The sequence below is a fragment of the Brevundimonas sp. CEF1 genome (genome assembly GCF_051353055.1).
In the GTDB taxonomy this organism is placed as follows: Bacteria; Pseudomonadota; Alphaproteobacteria; order Caulobacterales; family Caulobacteraceae; genus Brevundimonas.
Window position 1 is genome coordinate 39,461 of the sequence record NZ_CP195593.1, and the last position, 24,023, is coordinate 63,483.

Below are 24,023 nucleotides of genomic sequence, written 5' to 3' on the forward strand. Positions count from 1 at the left end.
GCGACGCCGGGACAGCGCGCGGCGTCCTGATCTTCGTCGGTCGAGCGTGCGAAGCGCCCGATCCTCGGATCAAGTCCGAGGATGACGGAGGGTAGGTGAAGCGGCGGTCCCCTCCCGCGTGAAACGGGGGAGGATCAGAACGCCTTACGGCTGCCAGCCGCCCGGCGTTTCGGGGATGGCGTCGTCGTCGCCCTCGACGGCGATCTCGCCGCGGGTCTGGCGAACCTCGGCCCAGGCGGCGCGCAGCAGTTCGGTCACGCCCTCGCCGGACACGCCCGAGACCAGGAAGGGGGTCTTGCCCGAGGCGGCCTTCAAGGCCTCGATCTTTTCCGCGCGTTCTTCGGGCGACAGGGCGTCGATCTTGTTCAGGGCCAGCAGCTCGACCTTGTCGGCCAGGCCTTCCCCATAAGCATCGAGCTCGCCGCGAATGATGCGATAGGCCTCGGCCACGTCGTCCTGGGTGCCGTCGATCAGGTGGATCAGGCTGGCCGAACGCTCGACGTGACCCAGGAAACGGGTGCCCAGGCCTGCGCCTTCATGGGCGCCTTCGATCAGGCCGGGGATGTCGGCGATGACGAAGCGTTCCGACGGGCTGAGGTCCACCACGCCCAGGTTGGGCGTCAGGGTGGTGAAGGGATAGTCCGCCACCTTGGGCTTGGCTGCCGAAACCGCCGCCAGGAAGGTCGACTTGCCGGCGTTGGGCAGGCCCGCCAGACCGATGTCGGCGATCAGCTTGAGCCGCAGCCAGACCCAGCGTTCCTGGAACTCCTGGCCGGGATTGGCGAAGGTCGGGGCCTGATTGGTCGGCCCCTTGAAGCGGGTGTTGCCCCAGCCGCCGTTGCCGCCCGAGAGCAGCTTCACCTTCTGGCCCGGCTTGTCCATGTCGAGCAGGACGGTTTCCTTGTCCTCGTCCAGGACCTGGGTGCCGACCGGAACGCGCAGGACCACGTCGTCGCCCTTGCCGCCGTGCATCTGGCGGCCCTGGCCGTGGTGGCCGGTCTGGGCCTTGAAATGCTGCTGGTAGCGATAGTCGATCAGGGTGTTCAGCCCCTCGACCGCCTCGACCCAGACGTCGCCGCCCTTGCCGCCGTCGCCGCCGTCAGGCCCGCCGTTGGGGATGAATTTCTCGCGTCGGAACGAGACGGCGCCGGCGCCGCCCGCGCCCGAGCGAATGTAGATCTTAGCCTGGTCGAGGAACTTCATCGCGGGCTTATGCCAAAACTCGAGCCAAAGGGCGAGCGTCACGCGGTTCGGCGGCGTTTACGTCGCGTTAGGCGACACAGCCGAGCTTGTCCGGCCATGAACATCGGCTCCCTGTTTCCTCTCGCCCAGACGACCAGGCCTGACGCCCAGGCGGGGCCGACGACGGCGCGCGAGCAACGCCAGGAGGCCTTGGCCGACGCGAAACTGAACGACGCCCGCGCGGCGGTCGAAACCTTGAAGCAGCGCACCAGCAACGCCTCGGAAGAGAAGAAGGCGACGGCCAAGAAGAAGATCGAAGAGATCAAGGCGCGCCTGCAGATGCTGCAGATGGCCATGATCGGCGATCCTAAGGGCGCGGCCCGCATGGCGGCGGCTCTGGCGCGGGAACTGGGCGCGGCGGTCAAGGCCTACGCCGCCGCCGGAGGTTCGACCGCCGGTCTGGGCGTGGCGAGCGGCGCGCCTGCGACGGGTGCGCTTGAGGCGGGCGGCGCCGAAGCCACGTCGGAAGCGGCGTCGGGCGAGGTCGCGGCGGAGACGTCGTCCCCCGAGGCGCCGGCCGGGGCGCCGGCCGAGGAGGCCGAGGCCGCCAAGGCGTCCAACCCCTATCAGCAGGCCATCGACGCGTCTCAGGCTCGCATCAACGAGCAGGCTCGCCGCAGCGGCGAACGTCAGGCCGACCGCGACACCATGGACGAGGTCAAGCGCCTGGCCGCGCAGATCAAGGCCATGGCCCAGCGTGCGGCCAAGGGCTCGCCTGAAGGCGACGAGGCGGTGCGCGCCGTGGCCGGCATGGACCGCGAAGTGCAGGCGGCGATGCGCGCCATGCCCGACGCCGGGGTCGCCCTGACGGCCTAGCCCCGCGCCCAGACGCCGAACGGATCGCTCCACGGCAGGCCGAGCGCCTCGGCCACGGCGGGATAGGTGATCTCGCCCTTTAGCACATTGAGGCCGCGCGCCAGATGCGGGTCCTTCTTCAGCGCCTCCAGTCCCTGGTCCGCCAGGGCCAGGCCGAAGGGCAGGGTGGCGTTGTTCAACGCTTCGGAACTGGTGCGCGGCGCGGCGCCCGGCATGTTGGCGACGCAGTAGTGGACCACGCCGTCGACGACATAGGTCGGGTCTTCGTGGGTGGTCGGCCGGGAGGTCTCGAAACAGCCGCCCTGGTCGATGGCGACGTCGATCAGGACGCTGCCCGGCTTCATCGACTTCAACTGGTCGCGGCGGACCAGGGTCGGGGCCTCGGCGCCGGGGACCAGGACGGCGCCGATCACCACGTCGGCCTTGACCAGTTCCTCCTCGATGGCCCCGATCGAGGAATAGCGGGTGATGACCCGCCCGCCGGTCAGTTCGTCGATCTCGCGCATGCGGGGGATGGACCGTTCCAGCACCACCACCTCGGCGCCCAGGCCCATGGCCATGCGCGCGGCGTTCAGCCCCACGACCCCGCCGCCCAGCACCAGGACCCGCGCCGGCGCCACGCCCGGCACGCCGCAGAACAGCAGGCCCATGCCGCCGTTGTGTTTCAGCAGGGTCTCGGCGGCGGAAAAGACGGCGATGCGCCCCGCCACCTCGGACATGGGGGCCAGCAGGGGCAGACCGCCGTTCCTGTCGGTCACCGTCTCATAGGCGATGGCGGCGCATTTCGAGGCTAGCAGGCCCTTCGTCTGTTCGAGATCGGGGGCCAGGTGCAGGTAGGTGAAGAGGATGTGGTCGGGCCGCAGCCGCGCCCACTCTACAGGCTGCGGCTCCTTGACCTTCACGATCATCTCGCTGTCGGCAAAGACCGTCTCGGCGTCGGCGACGATGGTCGCGCCCGCCTTCCTGTAGTCGGCGTCGCTGAAGCCGGCGCCCAGGCCGGCGCCGGTCTCGATGCGGACCTCGTGGCCGTGGGCGACGTATTCGCGCGCGGCGGTCGGGGTCAGGCCGACCCGATGTTCATTGGTCTTGATCTCGCGGGGCACGCCGACACGCATGGGTTTCGTCCCTGAGTTCGCGCCCCGTCGCGCGGGGCGAGGCCGAGGCTAAACCTGACCTTGGGGAACGGCTAGGCCGTAACGCTGAAATTCGAACTTGCGCCCCGATCGCGCGGCGCCCACCTCAATGCTCAAGCTTGGAGGGAAGAATGGCGAAGGATCACGCCGGGATGTTCTGGTTCGGATGGGCGCTGGCGGCGGGGCTGGCCGCCGCGCCTGGACTGATGGCCGGTGGCTTTCCTCTGCTTCCGCTGTTCCTGGCTGTCGTCGGCCTGGCCTGTGCGACGCACCGTCCCAGCCGCGCCTTGGTGACGGACAAGCTGGTCGAGGCCTTCGGCGGCGGGCGCATCCGGTCGCTGATCATCGTGGTCGGCGCGATCCTGATGATCCAGATCCTGCCGATGGAGCTGGCCCTGCTGATGGCCGGGGACGTTCTGGCCTATGTCGAGGTGGTCGCCGCCGTCAGCCTGATCGCCGGACAGGCGCGCTGGCCCCTGTTCAAGGCCCGCATCGCGCGGTTTGTCCGGGACGGGGTCGCGCGCGTGAACCTCGGCCTCGGGCGACGCCCCGTGGCGCGCGCCCGTCGGGCCGCCCCGCGCCGTCGTCCGAGGCCTCCATCGTCGGGCGCCGACGACGGAGCGGCGCCGTGGGGCCTGGCCTTCGCCTGAGGACGCGCGGACATGAAAATCCCCGCCGTCCGGTCGGACGACGGGGACGAACAGCCCTGAGGTCGGGCTAGTTCTTGGCGTCGCGGGCGGCGCCCTCGACGGCTGATCCGGCGGCCTGGGTGTCCTTGCCGACGCCCGCGATGGTGTTGCAGGCGGCGGTGGTCAGAAGGGCGGCGGCGGCGGCAAGTACGAACAGTTTGCGCATGGTCGGCTCCTGTGAAAACGGGCGGGGGGTCCAATGACCGGCCCTCGCAACACCAACGCGAGGGAGCGGGCCGGGTTCCTGTCAAGCTGACGCGGCGGCCGGTTTCGGAGCTTCGGGCGTGGCGAAGGTCAGGCGGGCGATGGAGCCGCCGCCGGGGGCTTCGAGCATTTCCGCCTGGCCGCGAAGTTGCTTGGCGAAGGCGTTCATCAGGGTGCGGCCCACGCCGGTGGTGTCGCGATCCGCCATGCCGGGGCCGTCGTCCTGGACCTCCAGAACGCTGGTGGGGCCCGTGACGCGAAAACGGACCTGAAGGTCGCCGCCGCGTCCGGCGAAGGCGTGCTTCTGGGCGTTGGATACGGCCTCGACCAGCCACAGGGCCACGGGGGCCAGCCGGTCCGGGTCGATGATGATGGCGTCGGCCTCGACCGAACTGGTGACCAGGGGGCCGCGCATGGCCTCGCCGGCGATCAATTGTCCCACCAGTTCGGTCAGGAAGGTGCGCGAGTCCGCCTCGCGGATGTCCTCGCTCTGGTAGAGGGTGCGGTAGATCAGGGCCAGGGCCGTGATCCGCTGGCGGGTGTCGCCCAGGGCCGAACGCGCCGCCGGGTCGGCCACCGCCCTCTGCTGCATCGACAGCAGGGAGGAGATGATCTGCAGGTTGTTCTTCACCCGGTGGTGGATCTCGCGCATCAGCGCGTCCTTCTCGTCCAGCGAGTCGAGCAGGGCCTTGTCGCGGGTGGTGATGCTGTCGCCCAGGGCGCCCAGGGTGCGGGCCAGGGAGCGGATTTCGGTGGGCGCGTGCTCGGCCTGGACCGGGCGCACCGAAAAGCGGCCCCGCGCATAGATGGCCGCCACCCGTTCCAGATAGACCAGCCAGCGGATGACCACGCGCTCGGACAGCAGCATGACGGCGAGGAAGGCCACCAGCCAGGCGGCCAGGGGCATGAGGAAGGAGCCGATGGGATTCAGCCGCGCCCAGGACAGCAGGCCCGAGGTCGGCGCCGACAAGAGGACGAACAGGTCGCGTCCGGCCAGGGCCGTGCCCGCGTAAACGTGCCGACGCCCTCGCGAATCCCGCGCTTCGAACAGGGCGGCCTTGCCCTGGCGCGCTTCCTGTATCCAGGTCGAGGCGCGCGCGCTGTCGATGACGAAGGCGGCGGAGTCGGTGGAGATCAGGACGCGGCCCTGGGCGTCGGTCACGGCGGACTGAGCGCCGGGCGGCAGGGCGGGGTCATGGATGTCGGGCTGCAGGGCCGTCAGGGGGATCACCGCCGCGATGGCCCCCTGGAAGGCGCCGAGGGGGCGTTCGGAACGGACGGCGATGATCAGCGAGCCGGCGGCGCCGGGCGCGCGGGCCATGACCACGTCCTCGCCGTTGCGGAGCCGCTGATACCAGTCCTGGCCGCGCACATCCGCAGACAGGGTCGAGGCGGCTCCCTCTTGCGGGCTCGAGCGAGAGGCGCAGACCGGTTCGCCGGTGGCGCTGTAGCGATGCAGGGCGGACAGGCTGTCGAGCCGCGACACCAGGGCGGTCAGACGCGGCTCGCAGTAGAAGCCGGAGGCCTCGGGCGCCAGGGCCTGCAGCAGGACCACCGTGCTGTCGATCCGGGCCTTGGCGTCGGCGGCGCTGCGCTCGGCCGCCAGTTGCAGGTCGATGCTGCGGTCTTCGGCCTGGCGCTGGAACTCGGCCTGGGTCTGGGCCGCGCTGAGCATGAGGATGGGCAGCAGGGCCACAGCCATGGCCAGCCCCATGCGAAAGCGAATGCCCTGAACGCTGGGGCGGCTGAGCTTCAGCCCCCAGGCGCGGCCGAACCGCACCATGCGTCAGTCCTGCCTGGCGCCGCTCAGCCTGTCGGCGTCCGCCAGAATCGAGCGCATGGCGTCGCCGGCGGCCTGGCCGTCGCGCCCGTAGCCGCCACGTTCCAGCGTCGCCTGCAGGGCCTTGCGGGCGCGCGAGACGCGGCTCTTCACCGTGCCGACGGCGCACTGGCAGATCTCAGCGGCTTCCTCGTAGGCGAAGCCGCCGGCGCCGACCAGGATCAGGGCTTCGCGCTGTTCCTCGGGCAGGGTCTTCAGAGCCTGACGCAGCTCGTCCAGGGCGACCGGCGCCTCGGGATCGTCGACCGCCACCAGGGTCCGTTCGGCGGCTTCCTGATCCAGCTGGGTCTGGCGCCAGGAGCGACGCTTCTCCGAGTAGAACTGGTTGCGCAGGATCATGAAGGTCCAGGCCTTCATATTGGTGCCCATCTGATAGCTGGCCCGGGCGTCCCAGGCCTTCATCATGGCTTCCTGGGCCAGGTCGTCGGCGGCCGTCGGGTCGCCGGTCAGGGTGCGGGCGAAGGCGCGCAGGTGAGGGATCAGCGTCACCAGCTCCTTCTTGAAGCCGGCGTCGTCGGCCGAGGGCGGTTTGGGCGGCGCGCTGGAGATGCTCACTGGCCCTCCTTGGTCGACGACCGTTCGTCGGCCCGCCGCAGGATGTCCAGGAATTCGTCGGGAACGGGCTCGTTCACCACCTGGTCGAACATGTGGCGCAGCTTCACGCCGATCGCCTGCTGCCGCAGGCGGACTTCTTCCAGCCCGTTGTCCCGAGACGCCGGCGCGTCGGGACGCGGGGTGGTTTCCTTAGCATTCATCATGGGGTTCCGGCCGCCGCCCAAGCCTAGAGGTAGGGTTCATGAAAGCGGAAAACGCCGCTTCTCTCCAAGAGTTCCTAGACCCCCGCGTTTTTATGCTCAAGCTTGGACGGCCAGCGTGGAACCGTTGTGTGATCGACACGTTATGTCAAACTGGCGCGTCTTCAGATCGGAGACGCCGAAGTCGGGGAATTTGTATGAGTCTACTGGCCAGGCTTGCGCCGCATCTGCCCTATGTCCGCCGCTATGCGCGGGCCCTGACGGGCGATCAGATCACTGGCGACAACTATGTGCGCGTGGCCCTGGAGGCGCTGGCGGCCGGCGAGCGCCAACTGCCGACGGACATGACGCCGCGGGTCGCTCTCTATCACGTCTTCCACGCCATCTGGTCCTCGACCGGCGCCCAGCTTGAGGACGGCAGCGGCATGGACGGCCCCGGCGACGACGCCGCGCGCCGCCTGATGCGGATCGCGCCGCGTTCGCGACAGGCCTTCCTGCTGACGGCCCTGGAAGGGTTCACCCCCTCTGAGGCGGCTCAGATTCTCGGCGTAGATCCGCGCACGGTCGAGCGTCTGATCGCCGAGGCCCAGTCCGACATCGACGCCGAACTGGCCACTGATGTCCTGATCATCGAGGACGAGGCCATCATCTCGGCCGACATCGAAAGCCTGGTCAAGGAACTGGGCCACCGCGTCACCGGCACGGCGACCACCCATGACGAAGCCGTCGATGCGGTGACGCGTCACCGTCCGGGCCTGGTGTTGGCCGACATTCAACTGGCGGACGGCTCGTCGGGCATCGACGCGGTCAAGGACATCCTCAAGCGCTTCGATGTGCCGGTCATCTTCATCACGGCCTTCCCCGAGCGCCTGCTGACCGGCGAGCGGCCCGAGCCGACCTTCCTGATCACCAAGCCCTTCCAGCCGGAAACGGTGAAGGCGGCGATCAGCCAGGCGCTCTTCTTCCACCCGTCGCGTCAGAAACAGGCCGCCTGATTTTCCTGGCGCGCCCGATGGTCTGGCCCCGACGGTTCGCTGTCGGGGCCTTTTCATGTCGGTTTCAGGCCGCCGGCGCCGTTGCGGCCGGCGCCGGGGCGTCAAAGGGGGCGACGTTGTCTCGGGCGGCGCTCGCGTCGGGGTTGACCGTCTGGAAGCCCCCGTTGCTGAGCAGCCACATGCCCAGCAGCAGGACCGCCGCCGCGCCGCCGGACACGATCAACAACCACAGAATCCGCACCCCGCCCCGGCCTTGACGGACATATTGGGCCTCGATCGGCCTATGATGTTCCACGGCGTCCGCGGAATGGGAGTGGGGGTCCTGATGGGTCATCACGGTCTCCGGGGACGGGGCCTCTTCGGTTCAGGTCTGTCGCCCTGTTGAAACGCCGCTTACGGCGACGGCGTTCCGGTCTAGGCGTGCGCCATCCGTTTTCAGGCGTCCGTGGAACCCGTTTCAGGCGCTGTCGTTATCGAGGTGCGGAGGCGACAAAGCCCCCCCGACTTGACCGGTTCGCCGGTCCGCCGCCTCCGCACCTCATTCTCGATGATGCCACCTCAGGCGGACCCGAAACGGTCCGCTTTTCTTTTCGTTGTCGTCCGGCCGCCGCGTCCTTGGGTCGCATGGCCTCTCGGTCTCTGACGGGCGTGAATGCACTGTCCTGTTGGGAGGAAGGCGGATGAAGTCCTTGGTTCTGAAAGTGACGATCGGCATAGGGGCTGCGGCCCTGATGGCTGGCTTGGCCCTGATGGTCTGGGCAGGATTCGCCATGTCGGCTCACGGCGCCTGACGACCGGATCTATACTGGTCGAACTCGGCGTGACTTCCGGCTCAAGCTGACGCGGAGTCGGCCGCTTTTCTTGGAAACCCCTCGACAGGAGCGGCGCATAGGCCACTATGGGTCTTCAAAGAAAACGCATTGGAGACGCGCCATGAGCCTTCGCAATCGTCAGTGGGTTCTTCGTCAGAGGCCGCAAGGACTGATCCAGGACGGTGATCTGGAGTTGATCGAGACCCCGGTGCCGGATCTGAAGGACGCCGAGGTTCTGGTTCGAACCCTCTACCTGTCGCTGGACCCGACCAACCGCACCTGGATGAACGACAGCCAAGGCTATCTGCCTCCGGTGGGTCTGGGCGAGGTCATGCGCGGTCTGACCCTGGGCGTGGTCGAGCAGTCGAAGTCGGAACGCTTCAAGGAGGGCGACATCGTCACCCCCCTGTCAGGCGGCTGGGCCGACTATGCCGTGGTGCACGAACAGGGCCTGCGTCCGGTGCACCGCGCGCCCGGGCTGCCGCTGACGGCCAATCTGTCGGTTCTGGGAATGACCGGGCTGACCGCCTATTTCGGCGTCACCGACGTGCTGAAGGCCAAGGCTGGGGAGACCCTGGTGATCTCGGCGGCGGCGGGGGCGGTCGGCTCCATCGCCGGGCAGGTGGCCAAGCAGCGCGGCGCCCGCGTCATCGGCATCGCCGGCGGGCCGGACAAGTGCCGCTGGCTGACCGAGGACCTCGGCTTCGACGCCGCCGTCGACTACAAGAACGAGGACGTGGGCGAGGCCCTGGATCGTCTGGCCCCCAACGGCGTCGATCTCAACTTCGAGAACGTCGGCGGCGACATCATGATCGCTGTGTGGAACCGGCTGAACGTCCATGCCCGCATGGCGGTCTGCGGCCTGATTTCCAGCTACAACGCCACGCGCATGCCGCCGTCGCCGAACTTCAGCCGGATCATCACCCATCGCCTGAACGTCCAGGGCTTCCTGGTGCTGGACTACGCGCATCGGGCAAGGGAAATGGTCGAGGAGATGGGGCCTTGGCTGGCCGATGGCCGGGTCAAGTGGAAGGTTCACGTGGACGATGGTCTGGAAGGCGCGGTCACCTCGCTGAACCGCTTGTTCACCGGCGACCATGACGGCAAGCTGCTGGTTCGGGTTTCGGAAGAACCCGCCGCCTGAGGAGCCTGACGGCATGACCGAACCCCTGCACGTCCATTTCGAGGATCTCGAGGTCGGTCAGGTCATCCCCCTGGGCGCCTGTGCGGTGGACGGGGCGGCGATGGACGTCTTCGTCGAACGGTTCGCGCCGGGCTGGGACGTGGCCTATGGCGCGCCTGACGCCCTGGTCTATGCCCTGTGGAGCCGGCTGTCGGCGGAAAAGGCGGGGCATTGGGCCGGAACCAAGACCCTGGCCGTCGACGGCTTGCGCTTCTTGCGCAATCCGCCGGCGGGGGAACTGCTGCGCGGCCGGCTGACGGTCATGGGCAAGGACCCGGTCGGCGACGTCAAGGGCATCGTCATCGCCCAGCAGGACCTGCTGGACGAGGCGGGGCGGCTGGTCTTCTCCTGCCTGACGCGCGCCCTGGTGGCGCGACGCTAGACAAGAAAAACGCCTCGCCGGCTTCCCGGCGAGGCGTTTTCATTTTTCCATCGGGCCTGAAGCAGCGCGCAAGCGCGCTAGGCCCCGGAATTAAGCGTTGGCGGCGGCCGGAGCCTGGTTGGCGCGCTGCAGCGCGACCGCGATCAGGCGGTCCCAGCCCAGCAGCGACACCAGGTGGGCGTAGATCTGGCCCAGGGCGCCGTTGTCGCGCAGTTCGACCAGCTTCTCGGCCGGCAGGGCCTTCAGCTTGTCTTCCGAAACGGCGAAATACTCGGCCAGCTTCTGCGCGGGGGCCGCCGATCCGTCGGCGTTGCGGGGCGTGAAGTTGGCTTCGCGCACTTCGAACAGGTCCAGATCCGTCAGCAGCTTGACGAAGGATTCCGTGCGCAGACGCTCCTGCTCGAAGTTGTTGCAGAACTCCATCGCATTGTTGACGTAGGCGCTGGGCTGGTCGCCGTCGAACAGCGGGATTTCCGCGTTCTCGCCGACGAAGGCGGCGGCGCGATCGATGCAGAGGATCATGCGCTGCTGGCTGTCGTCGTTGGCGAAGACGAAGGGATAACGGCGCACATAGGCCGGGATGTAGGCGTCGGAGCGGAAGGCGCCGTCGTCCACGAACAGGTTTTCGTTCTGACGCAGGCCCATGGTCACGACCGGCTGCTTGGCGTCGCCGACGAAGATGATCGGATAGGACAGGGCGGCGGGCGCGAACTCGGTCACGGTCAGCGGTACGACATTGGTCTGCGCCACGAAGGCGTAGGGCTTGTCGGAGGACGTCACGCCCAGCTTGCCGTGGGCCTCGAACGAAATCGGCTCCGGCTGGTCATAGAACAGGACGTTGCCGGACAGGGGGCCGGACGCTTGGGTCGTGGTGTCGGTCATGATGGTCGGATCGGCTCTGAACAGAATGGACGGGCCTTCTAGCCCATGGCCGGGCGCGTCGCAAACGCGATGGTTCGACGAACGGCGGGTGCGAGAGGCTCTGCGACGCCGGCGCCGGTTGCGGTGCGGCGGCTGACCCCTTAGCTGTGGGGCATGGGCGCCGCTTGCGATCACGATCATTCCGACAGCCGACCCGGTCCCGCCGAGGTCGAGCAGGCCATTGTCTCGGTCGAGGCCCGCTGCGCCGCCGAGGGCGAGCGCATGACGGCGCCGCGCCGCCGCGTGCTGGAGCTGCTGCTGGCGGCGGGCGAGCCGGTCAAGGCCTATGACCTGATCGCCCGCTATGGCGTCGATGGTCAGGCCGCCAAGCCGCCGACCGTCTATCGCGCGCTGGAGTTCCTGGAACGCCGGGGCGTGGTCCACCGTATCGCCTCCATCAGCGCCTATGTCGCCTGCACCGCCTCCGCCGGGGACGCCCCGGCCCACGCCGCCGCCTTCCTGATCTGCGACTGCTGCGGGGCGACCGAAGAAGTCGCCGTGGCCGGGGGCGACGCCTTCGCCGAGGCTGCGTCTTCCGCCGGTTACGCCATCGAGCGCACCACCATCGAGGGTCACGGCCGCTGCCCCGCCTGCCGCGTGGCGGCCTGATACGGATGGACGCCCTGGCCCTTTCAGCGCCGCGGCGTCTGACGGTTCCTATCGACAACCGCTGGGGCGGCGGCGAGATGGCCGTCCTCGACTTCGGCGATCCGGCGCGGCCGGTCGATCTGATCTTCGTCCACGCCAATGGCTTCAACGCCTATACCTATCGCTCGCTGCTCCAGCCGCTGTCGGGCGCCCTGCGCATCTGGGCGCCGGATCTGCGCGGGCATGGGCGGACGGAACTTCCGGCTCAGCCGCAGGGGCGGCGCAGTTGGAAGGATCACCGCGATGATCTGATCGGGCTTCTGGACGCCGTGGACGGCCCGCCCGTGGCCTTGGCGGGTCACTCCATCGGGGGGACCAGCGGCCTGCTGGCGGCGGCCGAGCGGCCCGACCGGGTGTCGCGCCTGCTCCTGCTCGACCCGGTGATCTGGCGGCGTGAGATGGTCCTGGCCATGAACCTGCCCCTGGTCGGGATGCTGGCCCAGCGGTTTCCCATCGTGCAGGGCACATTGAAGCGCCGCGCCCTGTTCGACAGCCGGGAGCAGGCGCTGAAGGCCTATCGCGGGCGCGGGGCCTTCAAGGGTTGGCCCGACATGATGCTGGCCGACTATCTGGTCGATGGATTGGTCGAGAACGATCAGGGGTTCGCCCTGACCTGTGATCCGGCCTGGGAGGCGTCCAACTACGCGGCCCAGGCGCACAATCCCTGGCGGGCTCTGCGGCGCTATCCGGGCGGGATTCAGGTCCTGAAGGCGCAAGACGGCAGCCTCTGCGCCGCGCCGGTCACGGGGCTGGACGCCGCGCCGTTGCGGGTGAGCGCGGTCGCCGGAGGCGGTCACCTGTTTCCGATGACCCATCCCGAGATCGTGCGCGACGCTCTGTTCGATCTGGCGGTCTGATGGCGGGCCTGGCGATCCGGCGCGCGACGGCGGCGGATGCTCAAGGGCTTCACGCCCTGATGCAGGCCCTGGCCGCCCATGAAGGACTGACGCCCTATCTGGCCGCTACGCCGGACGGTCTGATGGATGCTCTGGCGGCCCAGCCGCCTCGCGCCGCCTTCCTGCTGGCCGAGATCGACGGCCGGGCGGTCGGCTTCGTCTCCTGGACGCGGGTCTACGGCATCTGGCGCGGCGAGGACTATCTCAACCTCGACGACCTGTTCGTGGTCGAGGCGGCGCGCGGCGCGGGCGTAGGCGAGGCCCTGATGCGCGCCTTTGCGGCTGAGGCCGAGGGGCTGGGCGCGCGCTGGGAGGTGCGGACGGACAACCGAGGGGCGCGACGCTTCTATGACCGCCTGGGCGCCGAGCAGGAGGAAAAGGTGGTGGTGCGCTGGTCGCGCGACGCCATGCGGACCGCCCTCTGATCCAAACCAGGGTTGCGGTCGCGCCTTTCGGTGCTAGGCCTGGGAGGCATGTCGTCGTCCGCCGCCCCGTCCAGTCTGCCGCGTATCCTGATCGGGTCGCTGATCGGCGCCGTGATCGGCCTGATCCTGCTGGCCCTGGGCGTGGCCATCCTGTGGAACGCGGCCGATCAGCGGATGGCGAGTCCGCCGCCCCCGCCGCCGTCGCGGTCCGCACCGTCGAAGCCGTCGAGCGAGGCCGCCGCTTCGCCCGTGCCCTATCCCACGGTGGCGCCTGGGGTCGCGTCGGTTCCGGTCGCCGCCGAACCCGAGGCGCCGCCGAGGGCGGCGACCTCGGTCTGGCGCTCCATCTTCGACGATGAGGAGGAGAAGGCGGCGGCTCCGGCTTCAGAGCCGGCCCCCGCTGTCGCGCCGCGACCTGAGGCCCGGCCCGCCCCACCTCGGCCCGCTAAGCCCCGACCCTCGACGCCGCGTCGTCCGCCCGAGGCCCAGCGTCAGGACGACAGCCTCTTCTTCTGACGTCTCAGGTCAGGCGGGCGCAGGCGTGGATCAGCCGTTCCACGTCCTCTTCGGACTGATAGAGGCTGAAGCCGAAGCGGATCACGTCGTCGCGCACGTCGGTGACCACGTTCATGTGCTGCAGGTCGGCCTTCCAGCGAGACGCCTCGTCCGAGCGCAGGGCCAGGAAGCGGGCGCGCGGCGCCGCGCCCTCGACGGGATTGAGGATTTCGGCCTGCGACAGGGCTCCCGCCTCGCCGTTCTGGATCGCCGCCTGGAAGCGGGTCTGCAGGCCGCGGGCATGGGCGGCGACGGCGGCGGTGGTCAGGCCCTGCTCGGCCAGCATCCGCTGCACGGCGTTGAGGCGATACAGGGCGCTGACGTCGAAGGTGGCGCCCCAGAAGCGGCCGCCGTCGGTGCGGTACTGAACCCCGCCGGGCGGGCCTTCCAGATGGCCGAACTCGGCGAACCAGCCGGTGATGACCGGGCGCGGGCAGAAGCCGGGCGGGGCGTGCAGGAAACAGGCCCCTTCGCCCGCCATGGCGTATTTGTAGCCGCCCGCCAGATAGAAGATCTTGTCCGCGACACCTGACAGATCGGTCGGCGTGGCCATGAAGCCGTGATAGCCGTCGACCACCACCCACGGTCCCGCCGGGTCAGCTAGGGCCGCCAGCTCGGCCACGGCGTCGAACACCTGGCCGGTGCGGAAGAAGACCTGGCTGACCAGGATCAGGTCGTGCCCGCCCGCCTTGGCCGCCGCCACGAAGCGTTCGGCGAAGGTGGCGAAGGGCTGCAGCGGCACGCGCGTCACCACGGCCTCGCCGGCCTCCTCCCAGCGCTCGGACTGGCGGCGGAAGGAGTGGAACTCGCCGTCGGTGGACAGGATGCGCACCGGCTTCTTCTCGACCCCGGACACGAGGCGGATCAGCAGGTCGTGGGTGTTGGAGGTGAAGATCAGGCTGTCGGGCGAGGGCAGGTTCAGCTCGCGCGCCACATGCTTTTGGGCCTCGGGAATGACCTCGCCGAAGACCAGCTCCCACTTGCGGTCAGCAAAGCGGTTGGCCTCAGCCCAGGCCTGGACCTGGGCGTCGAAACTGGCGTCGGGCCACAGGTGATGGCTGTGGGCGGCGAAATGCAGCCGCTCGGGATCCAGACCCAGGGCGCGCGAGAAGAGGGGCTTGTAGCTCATGGCGACAGGCTAGCTCGCCACTGAGGCGGCGTCACGCGCTCCGCCTCAGTGCCGCCCAAAGAAAAAGGCGGCCCTGCAAAGCGAGGCCGCCTCTCTCAACTCAGTGTTGGGCGCTCAAGCAGCGAGCGACCGCGTCGCGAGCGTAGCGCCGCGCGGCAGCGCTACTAGATAAGACTACCGTGGCAGTGCTTGAACTTGCGGCCCGAGTGGCAGGGGCAGTCGGCGTTGCGGCTGGTGCGTTCCCAGCCGACGGGCAGGGCCTCGACCGGCAGCTTGGAGCGGTCGTCGCCGGTCAGCATGCCTTCCGGGTTCTGGGCCGAGGGGTTGGTCATCTGGTTCTCGCCGGTGCCGGGGTTCAGGTGGATTTCCTGGAACTCGGGCATCTCCATCGCGGGCGGAGCCTCGAAGCGGAACTCGACCGTCATCAGCCAGCGGGTGACGTTGTGGCGCAGGTCGTGCAGCAGCGTCTCGAACAGGTTGAAGGCTTCGGTCTTGTACTCGTTCAGCGGGTCGCGCTGGCCGTAGCCGCGCAGGCCGATGACGCCGCGCAGGTGGTCCAGGTGGACCAGGTGCTCGCGCCACTGCATGTCGATCATCTGCAGCATGAACTGCTTTTCCAGACCGCGGGTCTGGTCGGCGCCGATCTGTTCCAGACGCTCGGCGGCGCGGGCGTCGGCGGCGGCGTTGATGCGCTCCTCGATCTCTTCGTTCGAGACGCCTTCCTCGGCGGCCCAGTCGCGCAGCGGCAGTTCCAGACCCAGGGTCGAGCGGACCTTCTCGTCCAGACCCTCGATGTCCCACTGTTCGGCATAGGCCTTGGGCGGCATGTAGCGCTCGACCAGGTCGGAGACGACGTCGAGGCGGAAGTCGGTGACCAGTTCCGACAGGTCCTCGGAGTCCATGAACTCCTGGCGCTGTTCGAACACGGCCTTGCGCTGGTCGTTCACGACGTCGTCGTACTTCAGCACGTTCTTGCGCATGTCGTAGTTGCGGGCTTCGACGCGCTTCTGGGCGGTTTCGACGGCGCGGTTCAGCCAGGGGTGGCTGATGGCCTCGCCCTCGGCCACGCCGAAGGACTTCATGATGCTGTCCAGACGGTCGCCCGCGAAGATGCGCAGCAGGTCGTCTTCGCACGACAGATAGAATTTGGAGGTGCCGGGGTCGCCCTGACGGCCGGTGCGGCCGCGCAGCTGGTTGTCGATGCGGCGGCTTTCATGGCGCTCTGTGCCGAGGACGAACAGGCCGCCGGCGGCCATGGCCTGATCCTTGGAGGCCGAGATTTCAGCCTTGAACTCGGCTTCCTTGGCGGCCAGGGCCTCGGGCGTGACCTCGATCGCCATGTTGCGTTGTTCCTGGCTCCAGCGCTGGACGCGCATTTCCAGGTTGCCGCCCAGCTGGATGTCGGTGCCGCGACCGGCCATGTTGGTGGCGATGGTCACCGCGCCCGGCAGGCCGGCGTCAGCGACGATATAGGCTTCCTGCTCGTGCTGGCGCGCGTTCAGGACGTTATGCGGAATGCCGTGGCCGGTGGCGTAGTCGATGTCATAGGCCTCGTCGCCGACCTTCTGCGCTTCCTTCTCGCGACCGGCGTATTCGGCCTTGAGGGTGCGCGAGCGCTCGACCTTGTAGTCGTAGGTCTTGAGGACCTCGGACAGTTCCTCGGACTTCTCGATCGAGACGGTGCCGACCAGGATGGGCTGGCCCTTGACGTGGCACTCGGCGATCTGGGCGGCGATGGCGCGGTTCTTCTCGGCGAAGGTGCGATAGACCTCGTCGTCGTAGTCCTTGCGCTGGATCGGACGGTTGGTCGGCACTTCCAGGACGTCCATCTTGTAGATGTCGAGGAATTCCTGGGCCTCGGTGGCGGCCGTGCCGGTCATGCCGGACAGCTTTTCGTAGAGGCGGAAGTAGTTCTGGATGGTGACCGAGGCCAGGGTCTGGTTCTCGGGCATGATCTTGACGTCTTCCTTGGCCTCGATGGCCTGGTGAAGACCTTCGGACAGGCGGCGGCCCGTCATCATGCGGCCGGTGTATTCATCGATCAGGACGATTTCGCCGGCCTTGATGATGTAGTCCTTGTCGCGCGTGTAGAGGGTGTTGGCGCGCAGGGCCTGGTTGACGTGGTGGACCAGGCTGACGTTGGCCGGGTCATAGAGGTCGGTGGTGTCCTCGGCGAAATGGCCGCCGGTCTCCAGCATTTCCTCAATGCGCTCCGAGCCCAGCTCGGTCAGCAGGGCCTGGCGCTGCTTCTCGTCCAGATCAAAGGTGGCCTTGTCGACGATCAGCTCTTTCACGATCGCATCGACGATCTTGTAGAGGTCCGAACGGTCCTCGGTCGGGCCCGAGATGATCAGCGGGGTGCGGGCTTCGTCGATCAGGATGGAGTCGACTTCATCGACGATGGCGAAGTGGTGGCTGCGCTGCACCATCTCGCGGCGATCGTAGACCAGGTTGTCGCGCAGATAGTCGAAGCCGAATTCGTTGTTGGTGCCGTAGGTGATGTCGGCGTTATAGGCCGCCTGACGCTGGCCCTGCGACAGGCCGTTGACGATGACGCCGACTTCCAGGCCGAGGAAGCGATAGACGCGGCCCATGGTCTCGGCGTCGCGGCGCGCCAGGTAGTCGTTGACGGTGATGACGTGGACGCCCTTGCCCGCCAGGGCGTTCAGGTAGACCGGGGCCACGGCCACCAGGGTCTTGCCTTCGCCGGTCCGCATCTCGGCGATGCCGCCTTCATGCAGGATCATGCCGCCGGCCAGCTGCACGTCGTACTGACGCTGACCCAGGACCCGCTTGGAGGCCTCGCGCACCACGGCGAAGGCTTCGTTCTGGATCTTGTCCAGGCTCTCGCCGGCCTCGATGCGGTCCTTGAAGGTCTGCGTCATCATGCGCAGTTCGTCGTCGGAGAAGGCCTCGAACTTGGCTTCCAGGGCGTTGATCTTTTGCGCCTGGGCCTGGAAGGCCTTGACCTTGCGGTCGTTGGAGGAGCCGAGGATTTTCTTGGCGAAGCCGAGCATGGGCGATCCGGTAAAGGCGGTCGAGCGGCTGAAGGCTCTGAAACAGGAAGCGCCGTAGTCTAAAGCCCGGATCGACGCCGGTCCCAACGACCCTCGAAATACGAGGCGTGCGCAGGGGCCGCGCAGACGATCGAAAACCCCTCGACTTGGGCGCAGCCGGGACTTAAGCACCGCCCTAACCCCTGTCAACGCGAGGGGCTTTCAAGGGCTTGCTGCGACGGGCCTTCCGGTTACTGTTTTTCGCCCCTTTTTCGCCTTTGGCCGGAGCGCCTGATGCGTCTTTCGCGCCCTTCGATCACAACCCTGCGGCCCGTGCTGGCGTCGGCCTTGCTGGCTCTGACCCTGACGGCGGCCTGCGGGCGCGGCGACGCCGAAGCCCCGCCGGAAAAGAATGATCTCGTCGTGGCCCGCGTGCTGGACGCCTCCGTCTGGGCCTCAGACGTGCGTCGCGAGGCGGTGGCCCAGGGCCTGATCGGCGAGGGCGAGCCGCTGGACGTTCAGTCCGAGCTGTTCCGTCGCGTGCTGGACGAGGTGGTGGATCAGAAGCTTCTGGCCGCCGAGGCCCGCCGGCGCGGTCTGGACAAGAGCGCCGCCGCCCAGCGTCGGCTGGAGGCGGTGCACGAGCGCATCCTCGGCGACATGCTGGTGGAATCCGTCGTCAGCGGCGCGGTGTCCGATCAGGCGGTCGAACGCCTCTATCAGGAGCAGCAGCGTCGCGCCCAGACGACCGAGGAGGTCCGCGTCCGTCTGATCCTGTCGCACACCAGGGAACAGGCCGACGCCGTAGTCGGGGTTCTGGGGCAGGGGGCCGCCTTCGAGGCCGTGGCCGCCCAGCGCTCGGTCGACGACGCCACCCGCTATTCCGGCGGCGACCTGGGCTATTCCACGCTCGACGTCCTGCCCGACGCCTACGCCGCCGCCGTGCGCGGCCAGGCCCCCGGCGCCCTGGTCGGGCCGGTCCAGACGCCCGGCGGCTGGGCTGTGCTGCGCGTCGAGGATCGTCGTCTGGAAACGCCGCCGACCCTGGACCAGGCACGTCCCCTGATCGTCCGCTACCTGACCTATGAAGGCGTGCGCCAGTTGCTGGAGCAACTGCGCGGCAAGGCCCAGGTCGAAGTCTTCCTCAATCCCGCCAAACCCGCGGCGCAAGCGGGCGCCAAGCCCGCGCCCGCCTCTCCTGTCGCCGCCCCTCCCGCCGGAACCGTCGCCTCATGAACCGTCCGCCCGCCAAATCCGGCTCGACCGGCCAGATGATCGAAACCGCCATCGAAAAGGCCCTGGATCCGCTGGCCTCGGCCTTGAAGCGCGCCACCCAGCCGTCGTCCTCGGCCAAGGCCTCGCCCGGCAAGCCCGGTCTGATGGTCTCGCCCTTGGCCGTGCCCTTCCCAAGCATTCCGCCCATCGGCGGGGTCGAGATCGCCACCGCCCGCGCCGGCTTCTACAAGCACGAGCGCGACGACCTGGTGGTCTTCCACTTCCCCGAGGGTGCGTCGTGCGCGGGGGTCTTCACCCGGCACAAGGTGGGCTCGGCGCCCGTCGACTGGTGCAAGCGTCATCTGGATTCCGACAAGGGCGGCGAGGGGGTCAAGGCCCTGGTCGTCAACGCCGGCTGCGCCAACGCCTTCACCGGCAAGGCCGGGGCCGATGCGGCCCGCCGCACCGCCTCCGAGGTCGCCAAACGCTTCGACTGCCGCCAGCGTGACGTCATGCTGGCCTCGACCGGCGTCATCGGCGTGGTGCTGGACGAGACCAAGATCACCGCCCGCCTGCCCGACATCAAGGCGGGCCTGAAGGCCGACGCCTGGGCTCAGGCCGGCCTCGGCATCATGACCACGGACACCTTCCCCAAGGGCTCCTACGCCGAGTGCGAGATCGAGGGCGTCAAGGTGAAGATCGCCGGCATCGCCAAGGGCTCGGGCATGATCGCGCCGGACATGGCCACCATGCTGGCCTTCATCGTCACCGATGCGAACATCGCGCCGCCGGTGCTGAAGGCCCTGCTGAACCTGCACGTCCGCACCACCTTCAACAGCGTGACGGTGGACGGCGACACCTCGACCAATGACACGGCCCTGCTGTTCGCCACCGGGGCCTCGGGCGCGCCGCGCATCGGGCGGGTCGGCGACCGTCGCCTCAAGGACTTCTCGGCCGCCCTGGACAAGGTCATGCTCGATCTGGCCCACCAACTGGTCAAGGACGGCGAGGGCGCGACCAAGTTCGTGCGGATCACCGTCGACGGCGCGGCTTCGCCCGCCTCGGCCCGCAAGCTGGCCAAGTCGATCGCCGACAGCCCTCTGGTCAAGACCGCCATCGCCGGCGAGGACGCCAACTGGGGCCGCATCGTCATGGCCGTGGGCAAGACCGAGGAGGCCGTCGACCGCGATCGCCTGGCCATCCACTTCGGCCCCCATGTCGCCGCCGTCGACGGCGCGCCGTCGCCGACCTACGACGAGGCGAAAATGAGCGCCTATATGAAGAACGCCGAGATCGACATCACGGTGAACGTCGCCTCGGGGCGCGCCTCGGCCACCGTCTGGACCTGCGATCTGACCAAGCGCTACATCGAGATCAACGGGGACTATCGCTCGTGAGCGAAGCCGCCGCCGTCCCGACCGTCCTGGTCGTCGCCGTCGCCCTGGTTGATCCCGACGGCCGCGTCCTGATCGCCAAGCGGCCCGAGGGCAAACAGTTGGCGGGGATGTGGGAGTTTCCGGGCGGCAAGGTCGAGCCGGGCGAGCGGCCCGAACAGGCCCTGATCCGCGAGCTGAAGGAAGAACTGGGCATCGACGTGAACGAGGCCTGCCTGGCCCCCTTCGTCTTCGCCAGCCACGCCTATGAGAGCTTCCACCTGCTGATGCCGCTCTACCTGTGCCGCCGCTGGTCGGGCGTGGTCACGGCGAAGGAACACGCCGGTCTGGCCTGGGTGAAGCCGAACAAGCTGGGCGACTATCCCATGCCGCCCGCCGACGAGCCCCTGGTCGCCTGGCTGCGCGACCTGCTCTGAAGTCCCATGTCGTCATCCCGGCAGAGCCTCTCGCAGAGGGGCGAAGAGCCGGGACCGCCGCACACGCCGCCGTTTCTGGCGGTCCCGGATAGCGGCTGCGCCGCTTCCGGGATGACGGTCAGCCTTCGCCCGTCTGCTCTCTGACCCCGAGCGCATCGGCCAGCCGCGTCTTGGCCGAGCCGCGTCGGGCCGGTTTCTGCTGGCTCTCGTGCGGGGCCCAGCCGGCCAGATGCACCATCTCGAAGGTCGCCGGAATGCGCCCGTCCGCCTCGGCGTGACGTTCGGCGTAGAGCTGCGCGGCGCGGGCCAGCACAGCCCGGCTCAGCGGCCGGATCGGTCCGGCCAGCACATTGGTCTCGCCCATGGCGCGCAGGTCGCGCATCAGGGCGAAGGGATCATTATAGCGCACCGTCACCCGGTCCACGTCCGACACTGGCAGGGCGAAGCCCGCCCGCTGCAGCAGGCCCGCCCCGTCGAAGCCGTCGGCGAAGGGCGAAACGCGCGCCTGGGCGCCGCCGTTCACCTCCAGCTCGGCCTCGGTCAGCACGCCGCGCAGCTCTTTCAGCGTCGCCGCCCCGAACAGGCTGGCCACGAACAGGCCGTCGGGCTTCAGCGCCCGCCGGATCTGGGCCAGGGCGCCGGGCAGGTCGTTGGCCCAGTGCAGGCCCAGCAGGTTGACGATCAGGTCCGCCGACTGGTCCTCCATTCCCAGAGGCCCGGCCCCCGGCGCGGCGCGCTCTGAAACCGAGCCCACGGCGTGCACCTCGCCCACCCGCTCGCGCGCCGAACTGTCGGCGACGGCCTGGGCGAAGACGCCGGGATGGGGCGACAGGTCGACGGGGGCCTGAAACTCGCGCAGGATCACTTCCAGGCTGTTCACCGCATTCTCTGCGGCGCGGACGTGCAGGAAGTCGGCGTCGGGGAAGCGTCGGGCGGCGCGGCTCAGGCGCGCGGCGCGGCGGGCGGCGTCGAAGATGATCGGGGGACCGGAGGAGGGGGCGCTCATGTCGGTTCAGGATGGGGGCTGGAGAGGTCGATTAAAAGGCGTGGCGGCGCCTATAGCATCCCGCACGCGCGATGCGGGGCGCGGCCTGCTGGATATTCTGCTGCCGCCCATGGCCCACGACAGCCGAGCCGCCACGGCCTCGGCGGGCCTGACGCCCGACGCCTGGAGCCGGGTGGTTTTCCTTGAAGCCCCCGTCTGCGACGGCTGCGGCGCGGCGTTCGAGTATGACGGCGGCGACTTCGCCTCCGACCGCTGTCTGGCCTGTCAGGTCCAGCCCTACGCCTTCGCCCGGGCGCGGGCGGCCTGCGTCTATGACGAGGCCTCGCGCGGCCTTATCCTGAAATTCAAACACGGCGACCAGCAGCAGTTCGCGCCCCTGTTCGCCCGCTGGATCGCTCGCTCGGCCGCCGACGTCGTGGCCGAGGCCGATGCGGTGCTCCCTGTGCCCCTGCACCGTAGCCGCCTGCTGGCCCGGCGCTTCAATCAGGCGGCCGAGGTGGCGCGGCCTCTGGCCCGCACCGCCGGTCTCGACTACCTGCCCGACGCCCTGATCCGCAGCGCTCCGACCGACAGCCAGGGCGGCAAGTCGGCGCGCGGACGGCGTTTGAACGTCAAATCGGCCTTTGCCGTCACCGAGGCCGGGCGTCGCAGCATCAAGGGGCGGCGCATCCTGCTGATCGACGACGTGCTGACGACCGGGGCCACGGCCGAGGCCTGCGCGCGGGTTCTGATGCAGGCCGGGGCCCGCGCCGTGGACCTGGCCGTCATCGCGAGGGTGCGAACCGCGCGCGAACCGCCTAAGTAGGGGGCTAGCCTGCAGTTCAAGGAGTTCCTGAGTTGGCCGAAGTCGTCATCTACACCAAGCCCGGTTGCCCCTATTGCGTCGCCGCCATGGGCCTGCTGACCCGCAAGGGCGCAGAGTTCACCGAGATCGTCGCCTCGAACGACCCGGAAAAGAAGGCCGAGATGGTCGCGCGTTCGGGCGGCAAGGCCACCTTCCCGCAGATCTTCATCAACGGTCAGCACGTCGGCGGCTCGGACGACATCCACACCCTGGACCGCAAGGGCGGTCTGGACCCCCTGCTGGCGGCCTGATGGACGACCGGCTCGCCATTGCGCTGATCCAGACGCGGACGCCGGCGACGGCGGCTGCGGGGCTGGCCCATGTCGAGCCGCTGATCCGCGAGGCGGCGGCGGGCGGGGCGAAGCTGATCCTGACGCCCGAGGGGACCAACTTCCTCGAGCAGCGCCGAGCCTTGCGCGACGCCGCCCTGTCGAGCGAGGACGCCGATGCGGCGGTTCTGGGCCTTCGCGCCCTGGCGGCGGAACTGGGCGTCTGGCTGCTGATCGGCTCGGCCATCGTGCGCTCGGATGCGCCCGGCGACGCCCGCGCCGCCAACCGCTCCCTGCTGATCGACCCGACCGGGGCGATCACGGCCCGCTATGACAAGCTGCACGTCTTCGACGTCGATCTGGCCAACGGCGAGACCTATCGCGAGAGCGCCTCGGTGCGGCCCGGCGAGGCCGCGCGTCTGGCCGAGACGCCCTGGGGCGGTCTGGGTCTAAGCATCTGCTACGACGTGCGTTTCCCCCATCTGCACCGCCAGCTGGCCCAGGCCGGGGCGGCCATGATCGCCGTGCCCGCCGCCTTCACCCGCCCGACCGGCGAGGCTCACTGGGAGACCTTGCTGCGCGCCCGCGCCATCGAGACCGGCGCCTTCGTCCTGGCCCCGGCCCAGGGTGGAACCCACGAGGACGGCCGTCAGACCTGGGGCCGTTCCCTGGTCATCGGCCCCTGGGGCGAGGTCATCGCCCGCGCCGACCACGACGAGCCCGGCGTCCTGCACGCGACGCTGGACCTGAGCGCCGTGGACCGGGCGCGCGCCTCGATCCCGGCCCTGCGCCACGACCGCGAATTCGATCCGCCGCAATGATCCGCTACGCCCTGTCCTGCGACCACGACCACGGCTTCGAGGCCTGGTTCGCCTCCTCGACCGACTATGACGATCAAGCCGCGCGTGGGCTGGTCGAATGCCCCTTCTGCGGCTCGACCGGCGTGCGCAAGCAGGTCATGGCCCCGTCCGTCGCGGGCACGAAGAAGACCGCGCCTTCGCCGGACGCCATGAAGCAGGTGCAGTCCATGATGATGCAGGCGGCGCGCGAGGTGCGCGATCACGTCGAGCAGAATTTCGACTATGTCGGCGACGCCTTCGCCCGCGAGGCCCGCGACATCCACGAGGGTCGCAGCGAGAAGCGCGAGATCTACGGCGAAGCCACGCCCGCCGAGGTGAAGAAGCTGAAGGACGACGGCGTGCCCTGCGCGCCCCTGCCCAGCCTGCCGCCCGACCCCAAGAAGGCGAACTGACCGCAG

At 68.9% G+C, this 24,023-nt stretch carries 27 protein-coding genes; 16 read left to right on the forward strand and 11 right to left on the reverse strand.

Annotation, left to right across the window (positions count from 1 at the left end; translation table 11 throughout):
• Positions 1–144: 144 nt before the first annotated feature.
• A complete protein-coding gene (obgE, locus tag ACR9FL_RS00180) occupies positions 145–1,203 on the reverse strand; it encodes a GTPase ObgE (RefSeq protein ID WP_436356655.1) in 1,059 nt (352 codons plus the stop codon).
• Positions 1,204–1,299: 96 nt separating this feature from the next.
• Between obgE and ACR9FL_RS00185 the strand changes: the two genes are divergently transcribed.
• Positions 1,300–2,058: a hypothetical protein gene (locus ACR9FL_RS00185; RefSeq protein WP_436356656.1), complete on the forward strand. Its 759-nt coding sequence runs from the start codon at positions 1,300–1,302 to the stop codon at positions 2,056–2,058.
• Here ACR9FL_RS00185 and ald read toward each other — a convergent pair.
• Positions 2,055–3,173 carry an alanine dehydrogenase gene (gene ald, locus ACR9FL_RS00190; RefSeq protein WP_436356657.1) on the reverse strand — a complete coding sequence of 373 codons (1,119 nt, stop codon included), beginning with the start codon at positions 3,171–3,173 and terminating at the stop codon, positions 2,055–2,057. The two genes, ACR9FL_RS00185 and ald, sit on opposite strands and share 4 nt — an antisense overlap.
• A 149-nt stretch (positions 3,174–3,322) precedes the next feature.
• On the opposite strand from ald, the gene ACR9FL_RS00195 reads away from it, so the two are divergent.
• Entirely contained in the window at positions 3,323–3,841 is a 519-nt protein-coding gene (locus tag ACR9FL_RS00195; RefSeq protein ID WP_436356658.1) for a hypothetical protein, read from the forward strand.
• A 67-nt stretch (positions 3,842–3,908) separates the two neighbouring features.
• Here ACR9FL_RS00195 and ACR9FL_RS00200 read toward each other — a convergent pair whose 3' ends face one another.
• From ACR9FL_RS00200 to nepR, 4 genes are all read right to left on the reverse strand, one after another.
• Positions 3,909–4,046, reverse strand: a complete 138-nt coding sequence (locus ACR9FL_RS00200; protein WP_105564547.1) for an entericidin A/B family lipoprotein — start codon at positions 4,044–4,046, stop codon at positions 3,909–3,911.
• 81 nt (positions 4,047–4,127) lie between these two features.
• Complete coding sequence (gene phyK / locus ACR9FL_RS00205) at positions 4,128–5,867, reverse strand: sensor histidine kinase PhyK (RefSeq protein WP_296177751.1); 1,740 nt, start codon at positions 5,865–5,867, stop codon at positions 4,128–4,130.
• Positions 5,868–5,870: 3 nt separating this feature from the next.
• Positions 5,871–6,479: a sigma-70 family RNA polymerase sigma factor gene (locus tag ACR9FL_RS00210; RefSeq protein ID WP_296177752.1), complete on the reverse strand. Its 609-nt coding sequence runs from the start codon at positions 6,477–6,479 to the stop codon at positions 5,871–5,873.
• Entirely contained in the window at positions 6,476–6,682 is a 207-nt protein-coding gene (gene nepR / locus ACR9FL_RS00215; RefSeq protein ID WP_296177753.1) for an anti-sigma T factor NepR, read from the reverse strand. The genes ACR9FL_RS00210 and nepR overlap by 4 nt, the downstream gene beginning before the upstream one ends.
• Before the next feature lie 194 nt (positions 6,683–6,876).
• Between nepR and phyR the strand changes: the two genes are divergently transcribed.
• Positions 6,877–7,674 (forward strand): anti-anti sigma factor/receiver protein PhyR, encoded by a 798-nt coding sequence (gene phyR, locus ACR9FL_RS00220; RefSeq protein ID WP_296177756.1) that lies wholly within the window; start codon positions 6,877–6,879, stop codon positions 7,672–7,674.
• A gap of 64 nt (positions 7,675–7,738) precedes the next feature.
• On the opposite strand, the gene ACR9FL_RS00225 is transcribed toward phyR, so the two are convergent.
• Positions 7,739–8,008, reverse strand: coding sequence for a hypothetical protein (locus ACR9FL_RS00225; RefSeq protein WP_296177758.1), 270 nt, complete (start codon positions 8,006–8,008; stop codon positions 7,739–7,741).
• Positions 8,009–8,607: 599 nt separating this feature from the next.
• Between ACR9FL_RS00225 and ACR9FL_RS00230 the strand changes: the two genes are divergently transcribed.
• Both ACR9FL_RS00230 and ACR9FL_RS00235 read left to right on the forward strand, forming a co-directional pair.
• Positions 8,608–9,630: an NADP-dependent oxidoreductase gene (locus ACR9FL_RS00230; protein ID WP_436356659.1), complete on the forward strand. Its 1,023-nt coding sequence runs from the start codon at positions 8,608–8,610 to the stop codon at positions 9,628–9,630.
• A gap of 13 nt (positions 9,631–9,643) precedes the next feature.
• Positions 9,644–10,051 carry an acyl dehydratase gene (locus ACR9FL_RS00235; protein ID WP_436356660.1) on the forward strand — a complete coding sequence of 136 codons (408 nt, stop codon included), beginning with the start codon at positions 9,644–9,646 and terminating at the stop codon, positions 10,049–10,051.
• Between the two features lie 90 nt (positions 10,052–10,141).
• On the opposite strand, the gene ACR9FL_RS00240 is transcribed toward ACR9FL_RS00235, so the two are convergent.
• Complete coding sequence (locus ACR9FL_RS00240; RefSeq protein WP_297934932.1) at positions 10,142–10,933, reverse strand: SapC family protein; 792 nt, start codon at positions 10,931–10,933, stop codon at positions 10,142–10,144.
• Between the two features lie 153 nt (positions 10,934–11,086).
• Between ACR9FL_RS00240 and ACR9FL_RS00245 the strand changes: the two genes are divergently transcribed.
• From ACR9FL_RS00245 to ACR9FL_RS00260, 4 genes are read left to right on the forward strand one after another with little or no spacing between them, the layout of a single operon-like run.
• On the forward strand, positions 11,087–11,581 hold the full coding sequence (locus tag ACR9FL_RS00245) for a Fur family transcriptional regulator (protein ID WP_296176247.1): 495 nt from the start codon (positions 11,087–11,089) through the stop codon (positions 11,579–11,581).
• A 5-nt stretch (positions 11,582–11,586) separates the two neighbouring features.
• Positions 11,587–12,477 carry an alpha/beta fold hydrolase gene (locus tag ACR9FL_RS00250; protein ID WP_436356661.1) on the forward strand — a complete coding sequence of 297 codons (891 nt, stop codon included), beginning with the start codon at positions 11,587–11,589 and terminating at the stop codon, positions 12,475–12,477.
• Positions 12,477–12,941, forward strand: a complete 465-nt coding sequence (locus tag ACR9FL_RS00255) for an N-acetyltransferase family protein (RefSeq protein ID WP_436356663.1) — start codon at positions 12,477–12,479, stop codon at positions 12,939–12,941. Before ACR9FL_RS00250 ends, ACR9FL_RS00255 begins: the two co-directional genes overlap by 1 nt.
• Positions 12,942–12,989: 48 nt before the next feature.
• Positions 12,990–13,457 (forward strand): hypothetical protein, encoded by a 468-nt coding sequence (locus tag ACR9FL_RS00260; protein WP_436356665.1) that lies wholly within the window; start codon positions 12,990–12,992, stop codon positions 13,455–13,457.
• A 4-nt stretch (positions 13,458–13,461) separates the two neighbouring features.
• Here ACR9FL_RS00260 and ACR9FL_RS00265 read toward each other — a convergent pair whose 3' ends face one another.
• Positions 13,462–14,625 (reverse strand): aminotransferase class V-fold PLP-dependent enzyme, encoded by a 1,164-nt coding sequence (locus tag ACR9FL_RS00265; protein WP_436356666.1) that lies wholly within the window; start codon positions 14,623–14,625, stop codon positions 13,462–13,464.
• A gap of 164 nt (positions 14,626–14,789) precedes the next feature.
• Positions 14,790–17,642: a preprotein translocase subunit SecA gene (gene secA, locus ACR9FL_RS00270; RefSeq protein WP_296176240.1), complete on the reverse strand. Its 2,853-nt coding sequence runs from the start codon at positions 17,640–17,642 to the stop codon at positions 14,790–14,792.
• Positions 17,643–17,915: 273 nt separating this feature from the next.
• Here secA and ACR9FL_RS00275 point away from each other — a divergent pair, with 273 nt between their 5' ends.
• From ACR9FL_RS00275 to ACR9FL_RS00285, 3 genes are read left to right on the forward strand one after another with little or no spacing between them, the layout of a single operon-like run.
• Positions 17,916–18,857 (forward strand): peptidylprolyl isomerase, encoded by a 942-nt coding sequence (locus ACR9FL_RS00275; protein ID WP_296176239.1) that lies wholly within the window; start codon positions 17,916–17,918, stop codon positions 18,855–18,857.
• Complete coding sequence (gene argJ, locus ACR9FL_RS00280) at positions 18,854–20,233, forward strand: bifunctional glutamate N-acetyltransferase/amino-acid acetyltransferase ArgJ (RefSeq protein ID WP_436356667.1); 1,380 nt, start codon at positions 18,854–18,856, stop codon at positions 20,231–20,233. Before ACR9FL_RS00275 ends, argJ begins: the two co-directional genes overlap by 4 nt.
• Positions 20,230–20,646, forward strand: a complete 417-nt coding sequence (locus ACR9FL_RS00285; RefSeq protein ID WP_296176234.1) for a (deoxy)nucleoside triphosphate pyrophosphohydrolase — start codon at positions 20,230–20,232, stop codon at positions 20,644–20,646. The genes argJ and ACR9FL_RS00285 overlap by 4 nt, the downstream gene beginning before the upstream one ends.
• Before the next feature lie 118 nt (positions 20,647–20,764).
• On the opposite strand, the gene ACR9FL_RS00290 is transcribed toward ACR9FL_RS00285, so the two are convergent.
• The gene (locus ACR9FL_RS00290) at positions 20,765–21,652 is read right to left on the reverse strand and encodes a methyltransferase domain-containing protein (protein WP_436356668.1); all 888 of its coding nucleotides are present in this window, start codon (positions 21,650–21,652) and stop codon (positions 20,765–20,767) included.
• Here ACR9FL_RS00290 and ACR9FL_RS00295 point away from each other — a divergent pair.
• Genes ACR9FL_RS00295 through ACR9FL_RS00310 form a run of 4 tightly spaced genes read left to right on the forward strand, consistent with a single transcriptional unit; the run spans position 21,651 to position 24,017 of the window.
• A complete protein-coding gene (locus ACR9FL_RS00295) occupies positions 21,651–22,457 on the forward strand; it encodes a ComF family protein (protein ID WP_436356669.1) in 807 nt (268 codons plus the stop codon). The genes ACR9FL_RS00290 and ACR9FL_RS00295 overlap by 2 nt on opposite strands.
• Before the next feature lie 32 nt (positions 22,458–22,489).
• Positions 22,490–22,747 carry a glutaredoxin 3 gene (gene grxC / locus ACR9FL_RS00300; protein ID WP_436356670.1) on the forward strand — a complete coding sequence of 86 codons (258 nt, stop codon included), beginning with the start codon at positions 22,490–22,492 and terminating at the stop codon, positions 22,745–22,747.
• Positions 22,747–23,586, forward strand: a complete 840-nt coding sequence (locus ACR9FL_RS00305) for a carbon-nitrogen hydrolase family protein (RefSeq protein WP_436356671.1) — start codon at positions 22,747–22,749, stop codon at positions 23,584–23,586. Before grxC ends, ACR9FL_RS00305 begins: the two co-directional genes overlap by 1 nt.
• Positions 23,583–24,017, forward strand: coding sequence for a DUF1178 family protein (locus ACR9FL_RS00310; RefSeq protein ID WP_436356672.1), 435 nt, complete (start codon positions 23,583–23,585; stop codon positions 24,015–24,017). Before ACR9FL_RS00305 ends, ACR9FL_RS00310 begins: the two co-directional genes overlap by 4 nt.
• The last annotated feature ends 6 nt before the right edge of the window (positions 24,018–24,023 follow it).

Excerpts from the sequence above, each read along its gene's own strand:
- ald (WP_436356657.1), bottom strand. The coding sequence starts at position 3,173 with ATGCGTGTCGGCGTGCCCCGCGAGATCAAGACCAATGAACATCGGGTC.
- ACR9FL_RS00290 (WP_436356668.1), bottom strand. The coding sequence starts at position 21,652 with ATGAGCGCCCCCTCCTCCGGTCCCCCGATCATCTTCGACGCCGCCCGC.
- ACR9FL_RS00230 (WP_436356659.1), top strand. The coding sequence starts at position 8,608 with ATGAGCCTTCGCAATCGTCAGTGGGTTCTTCGTCAGAGGCCGCAAGGA.
- ACR9FL_RS00275 (WP_296176239.1), top strand. The coding sequence starts at position 17,916 with ATGCGTCTTTCGCGCCCTTCGATCACAACCCTGCGGCCCGTGCTGGCG.
- ACR9FL_RS00310 (WP_436356672.1), top strand. The coding sequence starts at position 23,583 with ATGATCCGCTACGCCCTGTCCTGCGACCACGACCACGGCTTCGAGGCC.
- ACR9FL_RS00260 (WP_436356665.1), top strand. The coding sequence starts at position 12,990 with ATGTCGTCGTCCGCCGCCCCGTCCAGTCTGCCGCGTATCCTGATCGGG.
- ACR9FL_RS00225 (WP_296177758.1), bottom strand. The coding sequence starts at position 8,008 with ATGACCCATCAGGACCCCCACTCCCATTCCGCGGACGCCGTGGAACAT.
- ACR9FL_RS00235 (WP_436356660.1), top strand. The coding sequence starts at position 9,644 with ATGACCGAACCCCTGCACGTCCATTTCGAGGATCTCGAGGTCGGTCAG.
- ACR9FL_RS00265 (WP_436356666.1), bottom strand. The coding sequence starts at position 14,625 with ATGAGCTACAAGCCCCTCTTCTCGCGCGCCCTGGGTCTGGATCCCGAG.
- ACR9FL_RS00305 (WP_436356671.1), top strand. The coding sequence starts at position 22,747 with ATGGACGACCGGCTCGCCATTGCGCTGATCCAGACGCGGACGCCGGCG.
- ACR9FL_RS00295 (WP_436356669.1), top strand. The coding sequence starts at position 21,651 with ATGTCGGTTCAGGATGGGGGCTGGAGAGGTCGATTAAAAGGCGTGGCG.
- secA (WP_296176240.1), bottom strand. The coding sequence starts at position 17,642 with ATGCTCGGCTTCGCCAAGAAAATCCTCGGCTCCTCCAACGACCGCAAG.
- phyK (WP_296177751.1), bottom strand. The coding sequence starts at position 5,867 with ATGGTGCGGTTCGGCCGCGCCTGGGGGCTGAAGCTCAGCCGCCCCAGC.
- ACR9FL_RS00240 (WP_297934932.1), bottom strand. The coding sequence starts at position 10,933 with ATGACCGACACCACGACCCAAGCGTCCGGCCCCCTGTCCGGCAACGTC.
- nepR (WP_296177753.1), bottom strand. The coding sequence starts at position 6,682 with ATGATGAATGCTAAGGAAACCACCCCGCGTCCCGACGCGCCGGCGTCT.
- obgE (WP_436356655.1), bottom strand. The coding sequence starts at position 1,203 with ATGAAGTTCCTCGACCAGGCTAAGATCTACATTCGCTCGGGCGCGGGC.
- ACR9FL_RS00185 (WP_436356656.1), top strand. The coding sequence starts at position 1,300 with ATGAACATCGGCTCCCTGTTTCCTCTCGCCCAGACGACCAGGCCTGAC.
- ACR9FL_RS00250 (WP_436356661.1), top strand. The coding sequence starts at position 11,587 with ATGGACGCCCTGGCCCTTTCAGCGCCGCGGCGTCTGACGGTTCCTATC.
- ACR9FL_RS00195 (WP_436356658.1), top strand. The coding sequence starts at position 3,323 with ATGGCGAAGGATCACGCCGGGATGTTCTGGTTCGGATGGGCGCTGGCG.
- phyR (WP_296177756.1), top strand. The coding sequence starts at position 6,877 with ATGAGTCTACTGGCCAGGCTTGCGCCGCATCTGCCCTATGTCCGCCGC.
- argJ (WP_436356667.1), top strand. The coding sequence starts at position 18,854 with ATGAACCGTCCGCCCGCCAAATCCGGCTCGACCGGCCAGATGATCGAA.
- ACR9FL_RS00245 (WP_296176247.1), top strand. The coding sequence starts at position 11,087 with ATGGGCGCCGCTTGCGATCACGATCATTCCGACAGCCGACCCGGTCCC.
- ACR9FL_RS00255 (WP_436356663.1), top strand. The coding sequence starts at position 12,477 with ATGGCGGGCCTGGCGATCCGGCGCGCGACGGCGGCGGATGCTCAAGGG.
- ACR9FL_RS00200 (WP_105564547.1), bottom strand. The coding sequence starts at position 4,046 with ATGCGCAAACTGTTCGTACTTGCCGCCGCCGCCGCCCTTCTGACCACC.